This is a genomic window from Maribacter stanieri (assembly GCF_900112245.1).
Taxonomy (GTDB): domain Bacteria; phylum Bacteroidota; class Bacteroidia; order Flavobacteriales; family Flavobacteriaceae; genus Maribacter; species Maribacter stanieri.
The window spans coordinates 169,949-191,460 of sequence record NZ_FOYX01000003.1; the positions used below are offsets into that span (position 1 = coordinate 169,949).

Annotated in this window: 16 protein-coding genes and 1 pseudogene; 7 read left to right on the forward strand and 10 right to left on the reverse strand. The window is 31.8% G+C overall.

Translation table 11 applies throughout. The annotated features are described in order from the left end of the window. Positions 1-289: 289 nt before the first annotated feature. The 6 genes from BM296_RS14590 to BM296_RS14615 form a co-directional block, all read right to left on the reverse strand. Positions 290-1,783, reverse strand: a complete 1,494-nt coding sequence (locus BM296_RS14590; RefSeq protein WP_091904028.1) for an Ig-like domain-containing protein — start codon at positions 1,781-1,783, stop codon at positions 290-292. Between the two features lie 459 nt (positions 1,784-2,242). Continuing rightward, positions 2,243-3,310 carry a peptidoglycan bridge formation glycyltransferase FemA/FemB family protein gene (locus BM296_RS14595; protein ID WP_036146762.1) on the reverse strand — a complete coding sequence of 356 codons (1,068 nt, stop codon included), beginning with the start codon at positions 3,308-3,310 and terminating at the stop codon, positions 2,243-2,245. A 139-nt stretch (positions 3,311-3,449) separates the two neighbouring features. Beyond that, positions 3,450-4,631 (reverse strand): acyl-CoA dehydrogenase family protein, encoded by a 1,182-nt coding sequence (locus tag BM296_RS14600; RefSeq protein ID WP_091904030.1) that lies wholly within the window; start codon positions 4,629-4,631, stop codon positions 3,450-3,452. 254 nt (positions 4,632-4,885) lie between these two features. After that, on the reverse strand, positions 4,886-6,160 hold the full coding sequence (locus tag BM296_RS14605; protein WP_091904033.1) for a nucleotide sugar dehydrogenase: 1,275 nt from the start codon (positions 6,158-6,160) through the stop codon (positions 4,886-4,888). Positions 6,161-6,237: 77 nt separating this feature from the next. Then, on the reverse strand, positions 6,238-7,257 hold the full coding sequence (locus BM296_RS14610) for an NAD-dependent epimerase/dehydratase family protein (protein WP_091904035.1): 1,020 nt from the start codon (positions 7,255-7,257) through the stop codon (positions 6,238-6,240). Beyond that, on the reverse strand, positions 7,254-8,651 hold the full coding sequence (locus BM296_RS14615) for a nucleotide sugar dehydrogenase (RefSeq protein WP_027066498.1): 1,398 nt from the start codon (positions 8,649-8,651) through the stop codon (positions 7,254-7,256). The genes BM296_RS14610 and BM296_RS14615 overlap by 4 nt, the downstream gene beginning before the upstream one ends. 288 nt (positions 8,652-8,939) lie before the next feature. Here BM296_RS14615 and BM296_RS14620 point away from each other — a divergent pair, with 288 nt between their 5' ends. The 4 genes and pseudogenes from BM296_RS14620 to BM296_RS14635 all read left to right on the forward strand — a co-directional run bounded on the left by BM296_RS14620 (position 8,940) and on the right by BM296_RS14635 (position 15,169). Then, complete coding sequence (locus tag BM296_RS14620) at positions 8,940-10,028, forward strand: DegT/DnrJ/EryC1/StrS family aminotransferase (RefSeq protein WP_091904873.1); 1,089 nt, start codon at positions 8,940-8,942, stop codon at positions 10,026-10,028. Continuing rightward, positions 10,025-11,956: pseudogene (locus tag BM296_RS14625) on the forward strand (polysaccharide biosynthesis protein). The gene BM296_RS14620 and the pseudogene BM296_RS14625 overlap by 4 nt, the downstream one beginning before the upstream one ends. A 23-nt stretch (positions 11,957-11,979) precedes the next feature. Continuing rightward, positions 11,980-12,756 (forward strand): polysaccharide biosynthesis/export family protein, encoded by a 777-nt coding sequence (locus BM296_RS14630; protein ID WP_027066501.1) that lies wholly within the window; start codon positions 11,980-11,982, stop codon positions 12,754-12,756. Between the two features lie 37 nt (positions 12,757-12,793). After that, positions 12,794-15,169 (forward strand): GumC family protein, encoded by a 2,376-nt coding sequence (locus BM296_RS14635; protein WP_091904037.1) that lies wholly within the window; start codon positions 12,794-12,796, stop codon positions 15,167-15,169. 6 nt (positions 15,170-15,175) lie between these two features. Here the strand turns inward: BM296_RS14635 and BM296_RS14640 are convergent, their stop codons facing one another. After that, the gene (locus BM296_RS14640; RefSeq protein WP_091904039.1) at positions 15,176-15,916 is read right to left on the reverse strand and encodes a tyrosine-protein phosphatase; all 741 of its coding nucleotides are present in this window, start codon (positions 15,914-15,916) and stop codon (positions 15,176-15,178) included. A 298-nt stretch (positions 15,917-16,214) separates the two neighbouring features. On the opposite strand from BM296_RS14640, the gene miaE reads away from it, so the two are divergent. Further along, on the forward strand, positions 16,215-16,796 hold the full coding sequence (miaE, locus tag BM296_RS14645) for a MiaE family protein (RefSeq protein WP_091904041.1): 582 nt from the start codon (positions 16,215-16,217) through the stop codon (positions 16,794-16,796). Between the two features lie 17 nt (positions 16,797-16,813). Here miaE and mnmE read toward each other — a convergent pair whose 3' ends face one another. Next, positions 16,814-18,211 (reverse strand): tRNA uridine-5-carboxymethylaminomethyl(34) synthesis GTPase MnmE, encoded by a 1,398-nt coding sequence (gene mnmE / locus BM296_RS14650; protein ID WP_091904043.1) that lies wholly within the window; start codon positions 18,209-18,211, stop codon positions 16,814-16,816. Between the two features lie 111 nt (positions 18,212-18,322). On the opposite strand from mnmE, the gene BM296_RS19440 reads away from it, so the two are divergent. Continuing rightward, on the forward strand, positions 18,323-18,730 hold the full coding sequence (locus BM296_RS19440) for a hypothetical protein (RefSeq protein WP_091904045.1): 408 nt from the start codon (positions 18,323-18,325) through the stop codon (positions 18,728-18,730). Positions 18,731-18,800: 70 nt separating this feature from the next. After that, the gene (locus BM296_RS14660; protein WP_091904047.1) at positions 18,801-19,169 is read left to right on the forward strand and encodes a DUF4870 domain-containing protein; all 369 of its coding nucleotides are present in this window, start codon (positions 18,801-18,803) and stop codon (positions 19,167-19,169) included. Positions 19,170-19,235: 66 nt separating this feature from the next. Here BM296_RS14660 and dnaN read toward each other — a convergent pair whose 3' ends face one another. Beyond that, the gene (dnaN, locus tag BM296_RS14665; RefSeq protein WP_091904049.1) at positions 19,236-20,354 is read right to left on the reverse strand and encodes a DNA polymerase III subunit beta; all 1,119 of its coding nucleotides are present in this window, start codon (positions 20,352-20,354) and stop codon (positions 19,236-19,238) included. A 277-nt stretch (positions 20,355-20,631) separates the two neighbouring features. Continuing rightward, a complete protein-coding gene (locus BM296_RS14670; RefSeq protein WP_091904051.1) occupies positions 20,632-21,462 on the reverse strand; it encodes an SAM hydrolase/SAM-dependent halogenase family protein in 831 nt (276 codons plus the stop codon). Positions 21,463-21,512: the final 50 nt, after the last annotated feature.

The following is a 21,512-nucleotide window of genomic DNA, read 5'->3' on the forward strand; positions in this document are numbered from 1 at the left end:
TTTTTTAACAAAAATAGGAATATCAAAAGAACAAGTATGCTATAAAGGATAAATATAAAAGGAGCGAATTATTGTTTAACAACAACAATGTAATTTAAGTAAAAGCCTTTTTGGATTTATATATTTTTAAGTTTTATTATAACTTCCTTGAAGCAAAAATAGTGCTCAAAATGATTAGAAAGATAAAAAATCGATGTTTTACTGCTATCTACGTTATTTATCTCAAAAAAGGTAAATAGTAGGAATAAAAAAAGCCCATAAAATGGGCTTTTTTTACTCAAAGTAAAATTTATTGTTCTGGATAAACAGGATGTCCATCTTCCAGTATTTTTGCATTAAGGGCAGCAATCCCTAATGGTTGTATGCCATAGTAAGTTAAATTTTTACCAGTATAATCGTTTTTAATTCTGTTTTGAATTTCGCTGTCATAACTACCTAAAATAAGCCATTCATGTATTCTGCCGTGTAAATCGAATTCCCCCGTACCATCAACATTGGACATGAAGTTCGACCCATATTCTTTCTTCCAAATAACATTTTTAAGAGTTGATTTTAAAGAATTGATATCAGCTTCATTCCAATACATATCATTCTCATAGGCAGTTACTATAAAGCTAACTATAGCACCTGCATGGTCCGTATCTTGTATTGAATTAATGTCCCAACGTTGGCTCCATGTAACTGCAGAAGAAACTTTGTTATTAGATTGTAATTGATTCCTTAGGTTAGAAGGACGCCCCACCATTGTACCGAAAGATATATTGTCAAAAACTGTTTTGTATTTTTCCTTTCCAGTAATGATGTAAAGCTCCATTCCAATTCTAGCCCAATGTGTAGTCATGTGGGTGTTGATTCTATAAAAATTATTAAGGCCTTGAGCCTCATATCTTTCCCATATGTTCTTTTCGGAAAAAGCCAAAAGATTTTCATATTGCTGTTGATAGTTTCCGGTTGCTCTTAAATTTGGGGATTGGTGCATTATTCTAGTTAAAGTTGCAACATATCTCCAGTAATAACTATCCCATAAAGCATAACCATTATTATCATTATTAGGCCAGCCTAAGTAACCATTCCCAACATTTACTGCATCATCAATTGTAAGGTTTATTAATTTTAGTGCTTCATCTAAATAACTGTTATCTCCTGATGCCTGCCACATTTTTATTAGTCCATCAACATAGTATGCTAGAAAATAATATTCTTGACCAACATTTGCAGTTTTAGCTTTTGATAAGGCATCGGCATAATCGACTTGGTTGTCATTTTCTAACCATTCTTTATCAAATTTTTCTTGCCATTCCATTACTGTCTCACTAATTTCATTTATTGCTCTGTGGGTATCTTCAACTATAATGGACTCGTCATTTGTAATTGTTACAGTAGCCTCTTCTTCAGTTACAGTACCTACTTCATCTACTTCTTCTGCTGTATAAGTGAATGTGTCGGTAAAATCTTCTGTTTCAATAATTTCTTCTTGTGGTGTATATGTTAATGTATTGTCATTATTAATAACAATAGAACCGTTTTGAGCCACAGAGGTTTCCGTGATATTTACATTACTTAAGTCGGTGAAATTATCATTGTTTAAAACATCCAAAATTATATTATTGGAACTTGAAAGATAAAATATATCATTGACTACATAATTTTGTATTTCAATACTATTGTCTTTTGATATTACATATTCCGATAATAAATCAGAATCTTTACTGCAGGATTGGAAAATAAATAGAAGACATAAAAAGACTGCCATGCGTGTAGGGTTTTGTAGGTTTCGCATCATGGGGTAAAATTGTTTAATTACTTAAGATTTAGGAATTTAAAAATATTTCTTTTTTTTAAAATAACGATGAAATAAATGGTTTATTCGATGAACTACTTTATATCAACTTTATTATTACGTATTGAAATTACGTTTTGGATTAAAAAAAAATCTTTTTTCGATAAAATACTGTTTTCTTTAACATTTTACCTCTAATTACAGAGTAACTGTTCGTTTTTAAAGTCTTGGTGTTTAATAATATTTTAACAAGCAAGGTTTAAAACCTTACTATAATTGGGGAAATATTAAATGCCTGGACTTTACACATTAATTGAAGATGATTGTAAATAACGATACATTTGTTATAATATTATTTTAGAACTACAATAGTTGTTTTATAAAATTCTTTCAAAACAAAAGGTGTTGTTATCCAAATTTATAGAATAACAACACCTTCAAAATATAATTTGCAATAAGTGACTAAATCTCTAACGTATCCATTTTCTTGGTTAAAGTTGCGCGGTATTGTGGAAAGAAACTTATTTGATTTTTATCTACCTCAGGATATTGGTTGAATTTTTCATTTGTTAGTTTGTTATATATGTCATGGTTAACAATATATTTCCAAAGTCTGAAATTTTTAAATTCTTTTGAAAACCCACTTTTAAAACGAAATAAAGAATCTTCGTTACTGCCGCCTCTACCGCCACCAAGATTTAATAATTGGTACCCTTCAGCCGTACTTATAAGGCGCATTTCGTCAATAATAAGTTTTATAGGGTTTAATTCGTAAAAATCGGCATCTAAACCTGATAGGTGGTATTGAACAATATTATCTTTTTTTATAAAAATTGCAGCACCAATTATTTTCTGACTATCATTATCTCTACATATCATTAATTGTGGATTGTAGTCTTTGCTTGCCATAATGCGTTCAAAGTATGTTTGATCGAAAAAATAACTATCAGTAGCATCTACGCGCCTCATATTTTCGTGATATAATTCGATAAAGCTTTTCAAGTCCTCTTGATGATTACCTTCCGAAACAGTGCATACCTTTCGCGCTTTATTTAGGTAGGTTTTTAAGCGTCTGTTGAAATTTGCACGTTGTATTTCAATCGGTAGGGATAAATCTAGATATACAACCATTCCTTGATCTGAAATTTCACCTAAACCTGAGAGCAACGATTCTTGATTATCTAAAAACGGATGTAATCTTGAGAAGACAGAGATAATTTTGTTATCCATTAAATAGCTATGAAGAATCTCTTGAAATTTAGATTTCTCAAAAGAATTGTCATTTATATTTGATAATACACCAGCATATCCATATACTGAAGTTGCATCAATATATGATGTTCCCTTTATATTTCTTAATAAAAGAGGCAATAAGATGGTGGAGTTCCCTTCGTTATACTTTAATAAAACAGGGTTTTCATCATCATTTTTAGATAATTGGTGATAATCATACGTAAAATAAAAATCTGTATTACCAATTAATTCTAATTGTTTTACCCATTCTTCTTTTTGTTTAATTGTCTCAATCATAAGATGTAAAATTGTATTATTAAGTATAACTAAATACCTATTTTATTTATTATTCTGGTTTACTAAATTTTTCTAATTCTATTATAATTTGAATTCTATCAAATTTAATTTATAACCAATTTTTATATTTTCAATATATTTAAATTCTAAACATCGCCGCTGTTGGTTTTAGGCCAACATAAGCCATACCAGCTTGATTCATCCAATGTGGTTGAATAATTCCGTGCTGAAGTACCGCATGAACATCTCTATGTATTCTTTCAATTCTAAATTTTGTATATAAAGATGAAGTGCCCGCAACTGCGTAGATTTCAGATATTAAAAATCTAGCTGCTGTAGCTGCTTCACAAGATGCTGCCCATACATCAGCTAGTTGAACGTCCGTATAAATGTTTTCATTTACAGATTCTTCCCATAGCGTAGATACAGAGCTATGTAATTGAGCTCTATTTGCTGCTAAAGCTGAATTAGCTTTGGCTAAAACAGTTTGTACTGTTAATCTATCACGTAAATCGGGATTTTTCCCTGGTGTTACCCTATCTAAACACATTTTGGTCAACTCATCAATGGCACCTTTAAGCAAGCCTAATGACATTGCAGCACAACCAGAAGCATTTATAGCTCCTATGGGAAGCCTATTATAAGCAGTATTATTTTCTACAGTACTTTCAAAATCTACAGCATAACTTTCTTGTACAAAAGCCTCTTCGATTTCAATATCATGGCTTCCTGTGCCTCGTAAACCACCAACATTCCATGTATCTATAATTTTTACGAATTTTTTAGGAACATACATTAACTTTAATTTTGCTCCAGGTCCTAAATTGGTAGGTAAGTCTCCTCCAGTAACCAAACAACGTAAAACAAACCAATCAGCTAGTTCACAACCTGAAACTAAAGTCCAACGTCCAGAAACCATATATCCGTCAGGAACAATTTTAGCAAACCCTTCTGGTCTAGTAGAATTTGCATATATATCAGTTTTATTCTTATAAATCTCATTAATGCTTGTTTTATTTAGAAATTTACCAAAAGTACATGCTAGATGGTTGTTCCAAACAATCCAAGCTACAGAAGTTTCTGCGCTGGCTAGGGTCTCGTAAGTTTTTAATGTTTCTACTGGATTATCTTCAATACCGCCTAAGTGTTTAGGTAATGCCATTCTAAATAACTCATAATCAGTAAGCTTCTCTATTATTTCAGGTGCAAGTTTTCTGGAATTTTCGCTTAGTTCTCTGTTTGCAAGTGCGATTTTGTAAATATCTTTAGCAGCTTCAGATGGTTTTATTTTAAGAGTATCTGATGATTTTGTATAGCTCATTAGTTTGAAGTTTATTTTTATTTAATGAATAGATTTCACTCGTATTATTAAAACTCAAATTTTCATTAAAAATTATAAGTTATTAAAATTTACAGTAAAGCTATGTAGTAATTTTAATACAATAGTAAAAACTAGTTCAAAAGCAATAAAAGGGGATGATTAGAATTCTAATCATCCCCTTTTATTTTTAACGAAATAGCTTCTTAACTTCTAATTAGGAATTAAAAGTTTAAAAATATTAATATTTAAGTTTATTATAACCTTCCATGAACTTTACCAGGAAGTGTTCCTTTCACGTCATAAATTATACCGTTTACATTTAAAAGGTCAGCAATATTTATAGTTTGAAATTTTTTGTGAGCTACAGCGGATATTACTACATCATAAGTATCTCGTGGCATTTCTTGCGTTGTTGTTATTCCATATTCTTTTAGGACTTCTTGAGGCTCTGCCCATGGATCATAAATCGTCGTATGCACTTTGTAATCATTTAAGCTTTTAATCATATCAACAACTTTGGTATTTCGTATATCTGGACAATCCTCTTTAAATGTGATGCCCATGATTAAAATTTTTGAATCTTTAACCATTAAATCATGTTTGAGCATTAATTTAATTATTTGTAAACTTAGATACTCACCCATACCATCATTTATTCGTCTACTAGCTAATATTAAGTCAGGATTATAGCCGTTTTCTTGAGCTTTTTGAGCTAAGTAATATGGGTCTACACCTATACAGTGCCCGCCAACTAAACCTGGTTTAAAAGGAAGAAAGTTCCATTTAGTACCGGCAGCTTTTAGGACATCATTCGTGTCGATATCTAATAAATGAAATATTTTTGCTAATTCATTCATAAATGCAATATTGATATCTCGTTGTGTGTTCTCTATAACTTTAGATGCTTCAGCTACCTTAATGGTGGGGGCTAAATGTGTGCCGGCAGTTATAACTGAGGAATATAAATCATCTACTAGTTTAGCGGTTTCTGGAGTAGACCCGGCAGTCACTTTTAGTATTTTTTCAACTGTATGTTCCTTGTCACCCGGATTAATTCTTTCTGGAGAATACCCGACGTAGAAATTTTTATTAAAAGTCAATCCACTAGATTTTTCTAATTCTGGAACGCAAATTTCTTCAGTAGCGCCTGGGTATACTGTGGATTCGTAAATAACAATGTTGCCTTCTTTTAAAACTTTACCTACTGTTTCACTTGCTTTAATTAATGGAGTAAATACTGGTCTTTTAGTGTCGTCAACAGGAGTTGGTACAGTAACAATATAAAAATCACAATCTTTTAATTCGTCAATATTCGCAGTACAAAACAATCCATAATTATCAATATTAGATGTTTTTTTGAGTACATTGTCCAAATCAAGATCTGACAGTTCTAAGGTTGTATCTTTTCCAAGGTTAATTTCTTGTACTCTCTTTATATTAATGTCATAACCTATTACTGAGTACTTTTTAGCAAATAATGCTGCCAAAGGCAAACCAACATACCCCAAACCTATAATTCCTATTTTCATATTTAAATATCTATAAAAGGTTAAATTGCCACGATTTTTAATATAATAATTTACGTGAATTTAACTATCAAAGTTGGTTATTTGGATGTTAGATACCAGTTTATAAACATTTTAACACCATCATCTAAATTTATCTTAGGGGAATAATTGTAATTTTCGGTGAGTTCTGTGGTGTCTGCCCATGTTTTAAAAACATCACCGTCTTGCATTGGCTTCATTATTAAATTTGCCTCTTTATTCAAATTTATCTCTATCGTCTTTATAAAATCCATCAGTTTTACTGATTTTCCTCTGCCAATATTATATATAGCCGCATTGCTTTTAGAATTTGAATTAGGTATGAAGCCTTTTTCTATAATCAAACAGATTCCGTTAACTATATCATCAATATATGTAAAGTCCCTTGCTAATTCTCCATTGTTATAAACATTAATAGGCTTATTTGCTAAAATATTTTTAGTAAATGAAAAATAGGCCATATCGGGTCTGCCCCATGGACCATAGACAGTGAAAAACCGAAGTCCTGTGCATTGGAATTTATAAAGATGGCTATAGGTATGTGCCATTAGCTCATTACTTTTTTTGGTAGCAGCATATAGGCTAACTGGATGGTCTACCGGGTCGGTAGTTTTAAAAGGTACTTTGTCATTTAACCCATATACACTAGAACTACTAGCATATACTAGGTGTTTGATTTCATTGTTACGGCAACATTCTAAAACGTTTAAAAAACCAACTAGATTACTATCTACATAGGCTTCTGGGTTTTCTAAACTATAACGAACACCTGCCTGCGCAGCTAAATTACAAACTACATCAAAATTCTGTTGCTTGAATAAAATGGGTAAATTTTCACGGTCTTCTAGTGCCAACCTTATAAATGAAAAAGGGGCTTTTGTAGTACTATTAGTTAAAATATTAAATTGTTCAGCATCATTTTTTTCTATACCAAGTTGATTTAATCTCGCATATTTAAGATTTACATCATAATAGTCGTTGATATTGTCTAAGCCAATAACTTCATGACCTTGCGCGACTAAATTTTTAGAAACAAAAAAACCAATAAACCCAGCAGCCCCAGTTACTAGAACTTTCATGATTGCCCTATTTTGTAGTAATTAAAGCCAATACCTTTCATAGTGTCAGTTTCTAATAAACGTCTACCGTCAAACACAAAAGCAGGTTTAAGCATTTGCTTATAAATTGTTTCCCAGTCATAGGTTTTAAATTCATCCCATTCGGTTAAAATTGCAATTGCATGCGCATCTTTCGTAACTTCAATAGGTTCTTTTGTCACCTTTAATAATCTTCTATTCTCTTCTGGTGATCTTGTATTTAGGTAGTCTAAATCGGCATAAATGCGTTCTTCTGATACCTTAGGGTCATATACTATTATTTCAGCACGTTCTTCTAACAAAGCATCGGCAACTGCAATAGCGGCAGATTCTCGGGTGTCATTCGTGTCTTTTTTAAACGCCCAACCATACATAACAATTTTTTTACCTGAAATGGTATTATAAAGATTAGTTATAATATTTTCAGCAAAGCGACTTTTTTGATAATCATTAGCTATAATTACCTGCTCCCAATAATCGGCTACTTCATTTAAACCGTATGACCGTGCAATATATACTAAGTTTAATATGTCTTTTTGAAAACAAGACCCACCAAAACCAACGGATGCATTTAAAAATTTTGATCCTATTCTACTATCAAAACCAATGGCTCTAGAAATTTCTTGAATATTGGCATCTGTTTTTTCGCAGAGAGCCGATATGGTATTGATAGACGAAACACGTTGCGCTAAAAAAGCATTAGCAACTAATTTTGATAATTCTGAAGACCAAACATTCGTCTGTAAAATACGTTCTTTTGGTAGCCAATGCTCATAAACAGCACTTAATGCGTCTTTGGCTGCTTGTCCACTAGGCGTGTCATTTCCACCAATTAATACACGGTCTGCATGAATTAAATCTTCAATGGCAGTACCTTCAGCTAAAAACTCTGGGTTTGATAAAATTTCAAACTTAACAGAGTTGCCAGTATTATCCAAAATATTTTGAATTGCCTGGGCTGTTCTTACCGGAAGTGTAGATTTTTCAACTACTATCTTATCATCTTTAGCAACTTTGGCAATGTTGCGGGCACAAAGTTCTATAAATTTTAAATCTGCAGCTTGCCCTTTACCTTTTCCATATGTTTTAGTAGGGGTGTTTACAGAAATAAATATCATTTGAGCTTCATCGATGGCTTTATCTACTTCGGTAGAGAAGAATAAATTCTTTCCTCGTGTTTCACCAACAATTTCTTTTAAACCTGGTTCATATATAGGGAGTTCATCTAAATTAACAGTATTCCATTGATCGATACGATCTTGATTAATGTCTACTACTGTTACTTGTATTTCTGGACATTGTTTTGCAATAACCGACATTGTTGGGCCACCTACGTAACCAGCACCAATACAGCAAATTTTTGTAATTTTTTTCATTTTATTTAAATAGGATTTAAAAAAGCAAAGATTAAAAAATAACGTTCGATTAGAAAATATATTTTAGATGAAGTCGTTATTTACTGGGTTTAAAAGTCTGAGAAGACGGTAAATGGTAGATAGTATTTCCTTTAACCGATAATTTACACATATTAAACGAAATATAATGTTAATTCACTGTTTTGATTAAATCTATAGTTAATTTTGAGCCTTATATTTGTAATCCTAAATTGACAACTATTGAAAACCGTTTCAAACCTAACCAAAGTATGGCTTTCTTCTCCGCATATGGGAGGAACAGAGCAAAATTATGTTAATGATGCCTTTGATACTAATTGGATTGCTCCATTAGGACCGAATGTTAATGCTTTTGAAAAGGCAATTAAAGATGAGTTAGGCAACGCTGTTCATGTTGCCGCTTTAAGTTCGGGGACTGCAGCCATACATTTAGGCCTTGAGTTATTAGGTGTAGGAAAGGGTGATGATGTCATTTGTCAAAGTTTTACATTTTCTGCTTCTGCCAATCCGATTTCTTATTTAGGTGCTGAACCAGTATTTGTAGATAGTGAAACCGATACATGGAATATATCTCCAAAACTTTTAAGAAAGGCTATTGAAAGCGGAATCAAAGAAGGTAAAAAGCCAAAGGCAATTATTGCTGTCCATTTATATGGAATGCCTTATAAAGTTGCTGAAATTAGAGCATTAGCGGATGAATTTGAAATACCTATTTTAGAAGATAGTGCAGAAGCCCTTGGTAGCTATTTTAACAACAATGCATGCGGAACTTTTGGCGATATTGGAGTTTTGTCTTTTAATGGAAATAAAATAATAACTACTTCCGGTGGTGGAGCCTTAGTCTCTAAAAATAAGAATTATATCGAAAGGGCTATATTTTTAGCTACACAAGCAAGAGATGATGCACCCCATTATCAACACTCTAATATAGGCTATAATTATAGGATGAGTAATGTATTGGCCGGTATAGGTCGTGGGCAAATGGAGGTTTTAAAAAACCGAGTAAATGCCCGTAGAGCCAATCATCAGTTTTATATGGAGTCTTTGGATCAATTTAAAGAAATTAAATTTCTTTCTGAGCCTGAAGGGTATTTTTCAAATAGATGGTTAAGTTGTATCTTAACACCATCTTATGAAATAAGAGAAAAACTCAGGTTAGCTCTTCTTGAAGTTAATGTTGAGTCTAGACCATTATGGAAGCCACTACACTTACAGCCGATTTTTAAAACTTCAAAGCAGTTTGTAGATGGTACCTCAGCATCATTGTTCGAGAGAGGTCTCTGTTTGCCTAGCGGTTCTAATTTGTTAAATGAAGAATTAGAACGAGTTGTAACAACTATCAAAAACGTTTTATCATGATACAAAAATATCTAAATTATAATGCGCAACGTTATGCCTCTAAATGGCTTGTGTTATGCATTGACCTACTAACGGTAGTTTTCGCTTTTATATTATCTTATTTTATTCGATTTAATTTAACCTTAAATTTTGATGTTCATAATTTTTTGGTTCAAATACCTTTGGTAGCTGTAGCAGCATTAATGGCTTTCTTAATTGTAGGGTCTTATAAGGGAGTTGTTCGGCATACAGGGGTTAGAGATGTATATAATATTTTTAACGCAGTATGTTTCTTTAGTATATTGGTCATTTTTATTGTAATGATTAATAGGCAGATGGATATTTTAAGTCAGTTTACAATACCGCTATCTATTATTATTATAAATAGTTTAATTGCTTTTATAGGTCTTGCCGCTTCTCGTTTTGTTTTTAAATCATTTTATAACAAAATGAATAGCACTATAAAAGTGACTAAGAATATCTTGATTTATGGTGCTGGAGATTCTGGAGTGTTAACACATGGTGCGATTGAAAATAACAGTAAAAGTCGTTATAAAGTTATTGGATATATTGATAGAGATGCCAAAAAAATCGGTAAGAATATTAATGGAGTACCTGTATTTGCTAGAAGAACGTTAACTGAGGCTTTTATAGTTAAGAATAATATTTCTGAAATTATTTTTTCAATACAAAATATTGATTCAGTCAAATTGAGAAAAACAGTGGAAGGCTTAGTTGATTTACCTATTGTTGTTAAAATTGTTCCACCTATTGAAGATTGGATTAACGGAGAGTTGAAAGTTTCTCAAATAAAGCAAGTTCAAATTGAAGATTTATTAGATCGAGCTCCAATTACTATTAAGAATAGTAAAATTGCAATGGAGTTGATGAATAAAACTATAATGGTAACAGGTGGAGCAGGGTCTATAGGTAGTGAAATTGTTCGACAGATTTGTAATTATGGTTATAAATCGTTGATTATTATTGATTCCGCTGAATCAGCATTATATGATTTACAACAAGAATTAAAACAAAATGGTTTTCATAATTTTATACCGATTGTCACAGATATTCGAGATAAAAATAGGATGAATGCTCTTTTTGGAGAACATAGGCCAAATATTGTTTTTCATGCTGCGGCATATAAACATGTTCCATTGATGGAATACAATTCTTATGAAGCCATAAAAATTAATATTGGAGGAACTAAAAATGTTGCAGATTTATCTGTTTTACATGGAGTAGAAAAATTTGTTTTTGTTTCTACGGATAAAGCTGTAAACCCAACTAATGTAATGGGAGCAACTAAGAGAATTGCAGAAATTTATATTAGTTGTATGCAAAAGGAAAATAAAACCAAATTTATTACTACCAGATTTGGAAATGTTTTAGGTTCTAACGGTTCAGTTATTCCACTATTTAGAAAACAAATAGAGAAAGGTGGACCTTTAACTTTGACACATAAAGATATAACGAGATATTTCATGACCATACCAGAAGCTTCACAGCTAGTTTTAGAGGCAGGGGCAATGGGAGAAGGAGGTGAGATTTTTATTTTTGATATGGGTGAATCGGTTAAGATATTTGATTTGGCTAAAAACATGATTAAATTATCCGGTTTACGTTATCCAGAAGATATTGATATTAAGATTACAGGTTTGCGACCGGGTGAAAAGCTATATGAAGAACTTTTGGCAAATTGAGAAAATACCTTGCCTACATATCATCAAAAGATAAAGATTAGCAAGGTTCGAGAGGTAGAATATGCTAAAGTAAGGTCAAAAATTGATGAATTGTGTATTACCAATATGTTTTTCAGCGGTAATACAGTAAAATTGATGAAGGAGATTGTACCTGAATATATATCGAAAAATTCTGATTTGTGTGACTTTGATAAAGAAGAGTCAAAGAAAGACTCGGAACAAAAGCTTAAAATAGTAAAATCTTAAAATCAATCTAAAATTAAAATTAAATGAATCGTTTATCTGTAATTAAATCAAAAACATTTCTTTTTTTGAGTACAATATTTTTATTGCACTCGTGTGCTTCTCATAAAGATGTTGTGTATTTTCAAGGTGTTGGAGATTATGAAACAAATGTTGGTGAGAATAATCATTCTCAGACATTCAAGGTAGATGATGTTGTTTCTATAAATGTATCTACTTTGGATCCCCAAGCGAGTATGCCATTTAATTTAGTTAAAGGTATGGATGAAAGTAGTTTAAGAGCAGAACAATTAGATTACATTATAGATAAAAGTGGGAATATAGATTTTCCGGTTGTTGGTCAAGTGAAAATTGCTGGTTTAACAGCAGAAAAGACTAAAGAATTATTAAAGGAAAAATTAAGTAACTATTTGAAGGATCCAATTATAAATATTCGTTTAAAGAATTTTACTGTTACAATATTAGGAGAAGTAAAATCTCCGGGAACTTATCCTGTTATTGGTGAACAAATAACTATTCTTGAAGCTTTAGGCTTGGCAAATGATTTAACTATAAAGGGTAAAAGAGATAATGTTTTAGTAATTCGTGATTTTGATGGTACTAAGGTTTATCATCGCATTAATTTGACAAGTAAAGAAGCTCTTGACTCTCCAGTATATTATTTGACACAAAATGATGTAGTATATGTGGAACCTAATAAATCAGCGATTACTGCTTCATCATTGGATAATAGAGCTACCATTTTGGTATCTATAGCTTCTGTTTTAATCACTTCTTCCGTTTTAATTTTAACTAGAAATTAAGTAGTTATAAATTATATCAATATAATAATATATTTTCATGAGTGAAACTGTAAATACAAATCAAACCTTAAGTGAAACACTTAAGGTTTATACAAAAAAATGGAAATGGTTTGTAGTGGGTGCAATAATAGCCATTTTGTTGGCCACAATTTATTTAAGGTATGCTACTCCTCAATATGCAGGGCAAGCTAAAATTCATATTATTGAAGAAAAAAATGCCTCGTCAGAATTAGCTGCTTTTAGCGATTTAGATATTTTGGGTGTGGGTGGAACGAATAAAGTTGAAGACGAAATTGAAATATTAAACTCAAGGTCAAATTTTATTGAAGTTGTTAAAGATTTAAAATTAAATATTAGATATAATGTACTCGGTAATGTAAAAACATCTGAGGTATATAGAAAAAGACCTTTTAACATAAATTTTATTGCTAATGATTCTATTATCAATAATTCTCAATTGACATTTTATGTTGATATTCAAGATTCTAATAATTTTGGATTTAATCTTTTGGAAGATGGACCTGTTAAAATTTATTCTTATGGTAAGAATATTGAAACACCAATTGGGGATATAGTACTAACTCCAAATACTGAATTTCTTAAACAATTTTCAGGAAAGAGAATATTCATTGAAATTATGCCAATTTTTACTGTGGCAGAAGCTTATCAACTTAATACGTTGATAAGTGCTATAGGTGAAAAATCTAATATAATTAATATCGAATTAACGGATCCAATACCTCAAAAGAGTATAGATATTCTAAATGGTTTGATTAATGAATATAATGAAAATGGGATTCTTGATAAAAAAATAATAGCTGATAGGACTTCGAATTTTATTGACGATAGAATTAAAGAAATTTCAGGTGATTTGACTTCGGTGGATCAAGATGCACAAGATTTTAAAACTTCAAAAGGGGTTACTGATATTGCCAATGAATCTAATATTGCTCTAAATTTAAGTGCAGCCAATAGGCAAGAACTGGAGAATGCTAAAACACAATTAAATATAGCTAACGGAATGAACCAGATTCTTTCTGATGAGAATGGATTTGATGTTATTCCTTCAAACGTTGGTCTTTCTGACCCTAGTATTGCAAATACTACAGCTAAATATAATGAACTTGCTTTAGAACGTAAGCGTTTATTGAAAAGTGCAGATGAACAAAATCCTATTATTGTTAATCTAGATGAACAATTAGCTGGTTTAAAAGGTAATATTAAGAGCAGTTTGTCCGGTATGGAGAGGAATTTAGGAATGCAAGTGAATAATTTGAGCGGACAATTATCTCGTATAAATTCAAAAATCTACTCTGCCCCCAGTAATTCAAGACAGCTTAGAGATATTGAAAGACAACAGCAGACTACGGAGTCATTATTTCTTTATCTTCTTCAAAAGCGTGAAGAGTCTCAGATTGCCATGGCTTCAAGTTCACCTAAATCCAAGGTTATAGATAGTGCTCATCTTGTGCAACAAGAACCAGTTAAACCTAAAAATGGGTTGGTTTATTTATCATCGCTGATATTAGGACTATTAGTACCTTTTGGATTCATTTACGCTAAAGATTTATTGGATACTAAAATTCATAACAAACATAGTTTAGAGAAATTTACAAATGAAGTACCAGTATTAGGTGAATTACCTAGACTGTCGAAAAAGGATAGTAAGATTATTATTAATGATGATCGATCGGTTTTAGCAGAAGCTTTACGTATTATAAGGGCTAATTTAGATTTTTTAATTAAAACTAAACACGCTAACGATAGAAATAAGAACAATATAATATATGTTACCTCTAGTACACCTGGTGAAGGAAAAACGTTTGTTTCTTCTAATTTATCAATGATATTAGCAAGTACTGATAAAAAAGTTCTTTTAGTAGGTGCAGATATTAGAAATCCTAAATTATATTCTTTCTTTTCTGGAGATGCGGTCGATAAACTTAAAACTCCTTCTAGAAATAAGGATGCAGGTTTAACGGAATTTTTACTAGACGATACTATTCAAGTTAAAGATATTATTAGACCAATGTTGGTACATCATAATACTATTGATGTTATATATTCAGGTAAAATCCCGCCAAATCCTGCGGAGCTATTATTGAGTACTAAAGTGAATGATTTATTGAAGGAAGTGTCTGAAATGTATGATTATGTAATTGTAGATACAGCGCCAATGATGGTTGTAAGTGATACCCTAATGATAGCACCTTATGCAGATCATATTATTTACGTAACTAGAGCAGGGGTTACGGATGAAACTGCTGTTAAGTTTCCATTAAGTCTTCGTGATGAAGGTAAGTTGAAAGGAATATCTTTTGTAGTAAATGATGTAACTTTAGACGAATTGGGCTATGGCGGTAAATATGGTTACGGTTATAGTAAGACAAGTAAAAAATGGTGGAAATTTTAATCTACCTTATTTAAAATTATAAATAGTTTTTTCTATTACAGGTTTTATAAGCATCAGTGTTTTTTCATTGATGCTTATTTTTTTTAAATAATTTAGTTGAGAGATTTTGTGAACGTCGCTCGCCATAAAATCTATTAAATTATTTTTAAGTAACCACAGGGCTGTCTTATTTACTTCTTTTCCGTAATAATCACTTAAAGACAATATATTCAATTGAAATAATAATCCTTCATCTTTATATTGCGTATAATTTCTAAGATTTTTATGTAAATACGCATACCGTTCTGGATGCGCGAAGATTGGAAACAACCCGGAACTCTTAATTTTTTGAACTGCACTATCAAAATTAATAGAAGCCTGTAAATACGACATCTCAATTAGAAGGTAGCTTTTGGTTAAAGGCATTATATTTTTCTCGTCAAGTAGTTTTGCAAAGCCAGAATCAATCATATGTTCTGCTGCTATATCAACATTTACGTGCTCTAAATTATTCATATTGAGAGCATTCTTAAGTATTGATAGGGAGCTATTGATAGTTAATGGTGTATTGGGATAATAATTCTCCATAATATGAGGGGTACAAATAAAATCTGTCACTCCAAATTCATTAAAACCTTTAATCAGTTCAATGGAATCTTCAACAGTCTTTGCACCATCATCTATACCTGGTAATAAATGGTTATGAACATCTATAAAACCTTCTAAATGATCTATTAAAAAATGTTTCTTGGAGAAAAAATTAAACATAAGTAAGAATTAGATTTTTGTTATTTACAAGCACAAAAAAAAGTGCCTGAAATTGCATAGAAATTAGCGTTTATAGGATAGCTCTGTACGAAATTAACTATTCGTCTTTGATTATATAGAGATATAACTAAATTTTCTTATCATAATTGTTTGGTGTTTTTCAACGAATCTATTTGCAACACCATAAAACTTATGTCCTTATGGCTTAATGCCTTAGATGATTGTGAATTATGCTTATTTATAAAATTCAAGCTATTATGATAGATATACACCTATTTTTACGGTAAAATAAATAGTCATGCTTCATTTAAAACTTGCCACAGACCCAAGATGGGTGAATATCGTTGAAAAGAACATAGAAGAGATACTAACTGATCATGCATGGTGTGAACAAAAGGCAGCTACTAATGCTATTACTATTATTACTCTAAATTCTGAATACCCGGATTTAGTGACAGATTTGCTTCTTCTAGCTCAAGAAGAATTGGTTCACTTTCAAATGGTTCATGAAATTATTAAAGAGCGTGGGTTCACACTAGGTAGAGAGCGAAAGGACAGTTATGTAAACGAACTTTATAAGTTTATGAACAAAGGTGGTAATAGGTTACAATCTATGGTAGATAGACTTTTATTTTCTGCTATGATAGAAGCAAGAAGTTGTGAACGTTTTAAATTACTTTCAGAGGAAATTCAAGATCCAGAATTATCTAAGTTTTATAAGGATTTAATGATTAGCGAAGCAGGTCATTACACCACATTTATTGGTTTTGCCCGTAAATATGGTAAAGATGTTGATGTGGATAAACGCTGGAAAGAATTAGTAGAATTTGAAGCAGAAGTAATTAAGAATTACGGAAAAGATGAAACCATACACGGCTGATATTTTGTTGCTTAGTTTTACTTCCCGATACAAAAATTAGCAAAAATATTCCCTAGCAACTCATCATTGGTTACTTGTCCTGTGATTTCTCCTAAATGGTAAAGCGCTTCCTTAACATCAATAGCCATTAAGTCACTAGAAATATTTTCTTTCATACCAAATTGCACTTTTTCTATTTCTTCAAGTGATTTAAGTAATGAATCATAATGTCTAGTATTTGTGACAATAGTTTCGTTGTTACGAAGTGCGCCTGTATTAACAAATTCTAAAAGGCTATTTTGTAATTCTTCTACTCCTTCCCCTGTTTTTGCAGAAAGGTATTTAACGCTATCTAAGTGCTTTCCTATCTTATCTTTATCTAATTCTGAAAGCGTATCTGATTTATTTACCAAAAGAACTAAAGGTTTCTGAGGATTTTGATTCTTTATTTTTTCATAATCTATTACAATGTTCTTAAGTTTCTGATCATCGTTTAGAAGCTTTGAGCCATCAACTAGCAGAAGGACTACTTGAGCCTGTTCAATTTTCTCAAAAGTTCGTTTTATACCCATTCCTTCAACGACATCCTTTGTTTCACGAATACCGGCTGTGTCTATAAACCTGAAACCAATTCCGCCAATAGAAATCTCATCTTCAATAGTGTCACGGGTTGTGCCTGCAATATCTGAAACCAATGCACGCTCCTCATTTAAAAACGCATTTAGTAGCGTTGATTTTCCAACGTTGGGTTCGCCTACAATAGCTACAGGTATTCCATTTTTAATTACATTACCAACGGCAAACGAGTCAATTAAGCTCTGTAATACTTTTTGAATTCGTGTTAAGAGTTCTTTGAATTGGGTGCGATCGGCAAATTCTACATCTTCTTCAGAAAAATCGAGTTCCAGTTCAATTAAAGAAGCAAAGTTTAATAGTTCGGTACGTAATTGTTTTATTTCATTACTAAACCCGCCACGCATTTGTTGTACTGCAATTTGGTGGCTAGCGGCATTATCACTAGAGATTAAATCGGCTACAGCTTCGGCTTGACTAAGATCCATTTTTCCATTTAGAAATGCTCTTAATGTAAATTCTCCTGCATCGGCTGTTCTACATCCATTCCTTAAAAATAATTGAATGATTTGTTGTTGAATATATGGAGAGCCGTGGCAAGATATTTCAATCACGTTTTCTCCAGTATACGAATGCGGATCTTTAAAAATTGATATTAATGCTTGATCTAGTACATTTTTTCCATCCTTAATATATCCTAAATGAATAGTATGGCTTTTTTGATTTTTAAGAACTTTACCAGAGACTGACTCAAAATGGTTAGAAGCTATGGAAATAGCCTCTGGTCCAGAGAGTCTAATAATTGCAATGGCTCCAGCGCCTGCTGGAGTTGCTAAAGCTATTATGGTATCAGTTTGATTCATCGTGCAAAAATAATCAATTATTAACTGTTGTAGTTTTCTTAATTTAAATGCATTTTGTTTTCAGTATTCAATTATATAGTAATTTCGCATGTTATAAAATGTAATCAAAAAATGAAAAAAATAGTATTGTTGGTAGTGTTTATGTTTGTTTGCTCATTTGGTATTGCTCAAAGTGATACTCAAGAAACTTCAACTGAGGTTACCATTGAGCAAGAAAAGGAAATGGAGCAGGTAAGGAAACAGGTTGAAAAAGCTGAAGCTGAAGCTAAAAAAGAAAAGAAGGAAGCTGCCGAGAAAAAGAAAGAAGAAAAGCTGAAGAAACAAATCAACTCAAAAGAAAAATCTATTTCTAAGGAGGAAAAACAAATTGATAAATTAAAAAATCAACTTGAAAAAGGGAAATTAAAAGGAACCCTTTCTCCAGTAGATATACAGAAGATTGAGGATAAAGTTGCTAAAAGTCAAATGAAGGTTATGAAAGAGCAGGAGAAGTTAAATAAATTGAACAGAAAATTATAACTGCTTTAATGTGTAACATTTAAAGGACTTCTGCGTCATATTTATAGTATTCATCTAAAATCAATCAAAAATGGAACTAGTAAATAAAAACGCAGTAGTAATTCGTGAAGATCGAAATCTTTTGGTCATTACACATTTATCTCAATATTTAGACTTTATAACAGGATTTGGCGGACTGGTTGTACCGCTGGTAATTTGGTTAACAACTAAAGATTCGGTTATAGGTATGGAAGAACATGGTAAATCTGTCATTAACTTTCAGCTTACTTTAATCTTATACCTGATAATAGGTATACCTGGTATTTTGTTATTCGGACTCGGTATTTTATTATTAATATTTGCAGGTGTGTTATCCATAGTAATGCCCGCAGTAAATGCCATAAAAGCCAGCAATGGAGAATCTCCAAGTTATTTTGGAACTATACGTTTTATCTCATAGAAAAATATAGTAATAAAAAAAGGGTCAGTTAAGTAACTGACCCTTTTTAGTTTTATCTGGTTTATGTTAGCTGTTAAGCATAACAGGCATTACCAACATTGTAACATATTCGCCCTCATCTAAACCATCTGTAGGAGTAAGGATACCTGCGCGGTTTGGTAAGCTCATTTCTAATGAAACTTCATCAGAACCCAAATTGTTCAACATTTCTGTCAAGAATCTTGAGTTGAAACCTATTTGCATATCATCACCTTGGTATGAACAAGTTAAACGTTCTTCTGCCTTGTTTGAGTAATCTATATCTTCTGCAGAAATGTTCAATTCAGCACCCGCTATTTTTAAACGTATTTGATGTGTTGTCTTGTTAGAGAAAATAGAAACCCTTCTAACTGAACTTAAAAACTGATTTCTAGCTATTGTAAGCTTATTAGGATTCTCTTTTGGTATTACTGCTTCATAATTAGGATACTTGCCATCAATTAGTCTACAAATTAATTCAGTTTCTTCAAAGCTGAATTTAGCATTGCTCTCGTTGTATTCTATAAGTACATCAGACTCACTACCTGCCAATATCCCTTTTAATAATGTCAAAGGTTTTTTGGGCATAATGAATTCCGCTACTTGAGAAGCCCTAACATCTGTACGTTGGTATTTTACCAATTTATGTGCATCTGTAGCAACAAACGTTAAGTTCTCTGGAGAAAATTGAAAAAAGACTCCGCTCATTACGGGTCTCAAATCATCGTTACCAGCAGCAAAAATTGTTTTGTTGATAGCAGTGGCTAAAATATCTCCAAGTAATGTTGTGGAACTTGGATTAGATAAATCAACCGCTTTTGGAAATTCTGCACCATCTGCATACGCAAGTGCATATTTACCATGGTTAGAACTAATCTCTACTGTATTGTTATCCTCAACAACAAATGTAAGTGGTTGCTCAGGAAAAGTTTTCAAAGTTTCTAAAAGCAATCTTGCCGGTACAGCTATGGTACCTTCGTTGTCAGAATCAACTTTAATAACCGAACTCATGGTTGTTTCCAAGTCAGAGGCAGATACTGTTAGTTTATCCTTTTGCAAATCGAATAGGAAATTATCTAAAATTGGTAACGTATTACTGTTATTGATAACACCTCCTAAAATTTGAAGTTGTTTTAGCAAATAGGTACTTGAAACTATAAATTTCATTCTTTTGATTTTATTGATATTATTCTTAAATTAATCAAGAACAATAGGTTTAAACTCCTAATCGTTGGCAGTTTTAGTTACCAACAAAGATATTTTAATTGGTCTTTTTAAGGAAACAAACTTATTAACAGTTTCTATGTGCTAAAGGTGATGTGTAATACTAGGTTTTACTAGTTAAACCCCATCAATATTAGTTCTTAAAAATAGTTATTAACTTTTGTTTTCTTTTGCCAAACTATAGATTCAATTTATAAACTGAATAATATACTTTTTTAATTTATTCAAAATCGACCATAATGGTGTCTCTATAATCTAATCCTAATAGGGTAGATGCACCACCTACGGTAGTCAGATTACTTTTATAAATAGCCAGCTCAATATAGTCAGAAGAATTGAATATGGCTAAAAGATCACCTGCACTTTTACGTTGGTTTTTTTCTAAACTATAATCTATAAATTCGTTATATGCTTTATGAATGGTCGTAATCTTGTGATTGCGAACTAATAGTGTATAATTTCGGTCTTTACGGTAAGCATCAAACAGGTTTTTACGAATATTAGTAATGACATTACCATAGTTATCAATATAGATAACACTACCAATAATCTTTTTACCATCTTCTGCAATTCTAGGTGCAAATTCTCTCAAATTATTCAATGCTGTGAATGGCTTACCAACAATTTCTAAGGTGCCGCCACGCGCAATATGACATGCAACTTGAATGAACACATTTAAGACAGGAAATGAGTTTGCGATGGAGTCTGGTAAGTTAATTTCCACTACTTTATCAGGAGTCATTTCTGAGGTGATAAGCCCAATGACACCAGTGTTTGCACTAATAAAATAATGGCCGTTAACTAGAGCTACTACATGCTTATTGTCGGGCGTTTCTTCAGAATCTACGCCTACAATATGTATAGTTCCTTTTGGGAAGCTTTTATAAGAATTAGAAAGAATATATGCGCACTCTTGAATGTTGAAGGGCATGATGTCATGCGAAATATCAACAATCTTAGCATCGGGCAATTCACTATATATGGAACCTTTTAATACGGCAACAAAGTGATCTTTTAATCCGAAATCTGTTGTTAGGGTGATGATTGCCATACAGCAATGTTGATATGTTTTTGGTTAGTCAAACTTAAAATTTGCTTAAA

Excerpts from the sequence above, each read along its gene's own strand:
- dnaN (WP_091904049.1), bottom strand. The coding sequence starts at position 20,354 with ATGAAATTTATAGTTTCAAGTACCTATTTGCTAAAACAACTTCAAATT.
- BM296_RS14660 (WP_091904047.1), top strand. The coding sequence starts at position 18,801 with ATGGAACTAGTAAATAAAAACGCAGTAGTAATTCGTGAAGATCGAAAT.
- BM296_RS14610 (WP_091904035.1), bottom strand. The coding sequence starts at position 7,257 with ATGAAAGTTCTAGTAACTGGGGCTGCTGGGTTTATTGGTTTTTTTGTT.
- BM296_RS14620 (WP_091904873.1), top strand. The coding sequence starts at position 8,940 with ATGGGAGGAACAGAGCAAAATTATGTTAATGATGCCTTTGATACTAAT.
- BM296_RS14630 (WP_027066501.1), top strand. The coding sequence starts at position 11,980 with ATGAATCGTTTATCTGTAATTAAATCAAAAACATTTCTTTTTTTGAGT.
- BM296_RS19440 (WP_091904045.1), top strand. The coding sequence starts at position 18,323 with ATGAAAAAAATAGTATTGTTGGTAGTGTTTATGTTTGTTTGCTCATTT.
- BM296_RS14590 (WP_091904028.1), bottom strand. The coding sequence starts at position 1,783 with ATGATGCGAAACCTACAAAACCCTACACGCATGGCAGTCTTTTTATGT.
- BM296_RS14600 (WP_091904030.1), bottom strand. The coding sequence starts at position 4,631 with ATGAGCTATACAAAATCATCAGATACTCTTAAAATAAAACCATCTGAA.
- BM296_RS14615 (WP_027066498.1), bottom strand. The coding sequence starts at position 8,651 with ATGAAAAAAATTACAAAAATTTGCTGTATTGGTGCTGGTTACGTAGGT.
- BM296_RS14640 (WP_091904039.1), bottom strand. The coding sequence starts at position 15,916 with ATGTTTAATTTTTTCTCCAAGAAACATTTTTTAATAGATCATTTAGAA.
- miaE (WP_091904041.1), top strand. The coding sequence starts at position 16,215 with ATGCTTCATTTAAAACTTGCCACAGACCCAAGATGGGTGAATATCGTT.
- mnmE (WP_091904043.1), bottom strand. The coding sequence starts at position 18,211 with ATGAATCAAACTGATACCATAATAGCTTTAGCAACTCCAGCAGGCGCT.
- BM296_RS14595 (WP_036146762.1), bottom strand. The coding sequence starts at position 3,310 with ATGATTGAGACAATTAAACAAAAAGAAGAATGGGTAAAACAATTAGAA.
- BM296_RS14605 (WP_091904033.1), bottom strand. The coding sequence starts at position 6,160 with ATGAAAATAGGAATTATAGGTTTGGGGTATGTTGGTTTGCCTTTGGCA.
- BM296_RS14670 (WP_091904051.1), bottom strand. The coding sequence starts at position 21,462 with ATGGCAATCATCACCCTAACAACAGATTTCGGATTAAAAGATCACTTT.
- BM296_RS14635 (WP_091904037.1), top strand. The coding sequence starts at position 12,794 with ATGAGTGAAACTGTAAATACAAATCAAACCTTAAGTGAAACACTTAAG.